This is a genomic window from Halomonas sp. BM-2019, from assembly GCF_017584085.1.
Window position 1 is genome coordinate 2142842 of the sequence record NZ_CP071922.1, and the last position, 2748, is coordinate 2145589.

Annotated in this window: 2 protein-coding genes; one reads left to right on the forward strand and one right to left on the reverse strand. The window is 51.0% G+C overall.

Annotation, left to right across the window (positions count from 1 at the left end):
- Positions 1 to 81: 81 nt before the first annotated feature.
- On the forward strand, positions 82 to 1260 hold the full coding sequence (locus tag J5F18_RS10625) for an RNA-guided endonuclease TnpB family protein (RefSeq protein WP_346298624.1): 1179 nt from the start codon (positions 82 to 84) through the stop codon (positions 1258 to 1260).
- A gap of 50 nt (positions 1261 to 1310) precedes the next feature.
- Here the strand turns inward: J5F18_RS10625 and putA are convergent.
- A partial coding sequence (putA, locus tag J5F18_RS10630) for a bifunctional proline dehydrogenase/L-glutamate gamma-semialdehyde dehydrogenase PutA (protein WP_346298625.1) occupies positions 1311 to 2748 on the reverse strand: 1438 nt, incomplete at its 5' end.

Below are 2748 nucleotides of genomic sequence, written 5' to 3' on the forward strand. Positions count from 1 at the left end.
GGTTTTAATGTCGTGAACGGTCTTGATTAAGCCGAACGCATGTGCAAGAATACTGTATATAAAAACAGTACTGGAGTAACGATGTTGAAGGCCACGAAAGTACGCATCTATCCCACACCTGAGCAGGCGGAGTTTTTAAACCGTCAGTTCGGCGCTGTGCGCTTTGCGTATAACAAGGCTTTGCACATCATCAGCAGCCAGTACAAGCGTAGCGGCCTGAAGCTTAAGGCCAAAAAAGACCTCAAACCGCTGTTGGCTGTTGCGAAGAAATCTCGCAAGTATCACTGGCTCAAAGACTTTGATTCAATTGCACTCCAGCAGGCGTGTATCAATCTGGATAAAGCCTTTCAAAGTTTCTTTGATCCTAAACTGACTTCTCGTTATCCCAAATTCAAGCGCAAGCACGGCAGGCAATCCAGCTATCACTGCATGAACGTTGATTGTGGTGAGGATTGGATCAAAGTGCCGAAGTTAAAGCAGCCCATCAGAGCGCGGATTCATCGCAAGGTTGAAGGAAAACTGAAAAGCATCACCCTGTCCCGAACCGTGACGGGTGAATACTATGCCTCACTGCTGCATGAAGATGGGCAAGAATCTCTCGCGCCCACGCAAAGGCTGAATGCAGATCGGGTGCTGGGACTGGATATGGGTTTAGCACACCTAGCCATTGACTCAAGTGGCAAGAAAGAACTGAACCCACGCTTTTTGAAACAAGCCAGCACGAACCTGCGCCGTAAACAAAAAGCCTTATCACGCTGCCAGAAAGGTAGCAAAGGTCGCGCCAAAGCCCGACTTAAACTCGCCAAGGCGCATCAGCGTCTGGCCAATGCTCGTGCTGATTTTCAGCACAAGCTATCTCGGCAACTTATTGACGAAAACCAAGCGGTGATTGTCGAGACACTCAAAGTCAAAAACATGCTGAAGAACAGGAAACTGTCCAAGCACATTGCCGATGCCAGTTGGTCAGGCTTGATTCAAAAGCTGGAATACAAGGCTAAAGCGCAAGGCAAGCATCTGGTTAAAATTGACCAATGGTTCGCCAGCTCTAAAACCTGCTCCTGCTGTGGACACAAGCTGGAATCGTTGTCGCTTAAAGTGCGCGACTGGCAGTGTCCTGCTTGTTCAATCAGGCATGATCGAGACATCAATGCTGCGCTGAACATTCGAGCACAGGGTATTTTGAAATTAAAGGCCGCAGGACTGTCGGTCTCTGCCAATGGAGGCAAGCGTAAGACGAGTCAAGCACTCGCCGCTGCCTGAGAAGTTGGAAGCCTCGCCCGTGGCGCTTTAGCGCTTAGGGCGGGGAGCAGTCACTCACCTAACGAGAGCAAGGTAGCATTCCCGCCGACCGCAGTAATGTTGTCGGTAAAGGTTTTCTCTGTCATGAACGCATACAGGTAATGTGGGCCCCCTGCTTTGGGGCCAGTGCCCGACAATCCGCGGCCACCAAATGGCTGTACACCGACCACAGCACCTACTTGGTTGCGATTGATGTAAACGTTGCCAACTTGAATTCGCTTCGCAACATCGTATGCAAAGGTCTCGTTGCGGCTGTGAATACCAAACGTCAGACCAAAGCCAGTATTGTTGATGTCATCAATCACCTGATCCAAGTTTTCACGCTTGAAACGAATGACGTGGAGAATTGGACCGAAGTTTTCTCGGTGCAATTGATTGATGCTGTCAATTTCAATGGCCGTTGGGGTGACAAAGGTCCCGCCCTTCGTGTATTCAGGCATCGGTGATTCGGAAATCAATTTGCCCACATGCTGGATGTCAATGATGTGCTGCTCGAGATTCGTTTTTGCAATGCCATCGATCACAGGACCTACGTCGGTTTTGTGGTCAATCGGATCGCCAACCAGAAGCTCCTGCATAGCGCCTTTCAGCAACTCAATGATGCGATCTGCGACATCGTCTTGCACGAAAAGAACGCGCAGCGCTGAGCAACGTTGTCCTGCACTTTTGAATGCACTGGCCACGATATCTGTCACCGCCTGCTCTGGCAACGCTGTGGAATCGATGAGCATGGCGTTCTGTCCGCCAGTCTCGGCAATCAGAGGCACAAGTGCGCCGGTCCGAGCAGCAAGTGCACGATTGATAGCTTGGGCGGTATTCGTTGAACCGGTGAAACATACACCAGCGATACTTTCTTGGCTGACTAAATATGAGCCGACTTCGGCACCCTTGCCTGGAAGGAACTGCAGGACATCGCCTGGAATACCCGCTTCAATGGCAAGCTGAACTGCACGATAGGCAACTAAGCCAGTCTGTTCAGCTGGTTTTGCAATGACGCAGTTTCCGGTCGCGAGTGCCGCTGTGACTTGGCCCAAGAAGATTGCTAATGGGAAGTTCCAAGGGCTGATACAGATAAAGGTACCGCGGCCTTGCACAAACAACTCATTGGTCTCACCCGTTGGTCCAGGCAATTTCTCACCCGCACCCATGAGCTTGCGTGCTTGTATGGCGTAGTAACGACAGAAATCGACTGCTTCACGCACTTCATCGATACCGTCTTGCAGTGTTTTACCTGCTTCCAATGTACACAGTGCGATCAATTCATGGAGATGCTCTTCGAGCAAATCAGCCAGCTTCTCAAGGGCTTCCGCGCGGACATTGACGTCGGTATTGGTCCAACGTGGGTAGGCTTTATTCGCGAGCTCGAGCGCTTTCTCCGCCAGCTCTGCATCGGCCCAGCCAATCGTACCAATTTGATGGGTGCTCTGTTGTGGCGAGGTCACGCCAACG

Coding starts and splice junctions, on each gene's coding strand:
- J5F18_RS10625 (WP_346298624.1), top strand. CDS start 82: ATGTTGAAGGCCACGAAAGTACGCATCTATCCCACACCTGAGCAGGCG.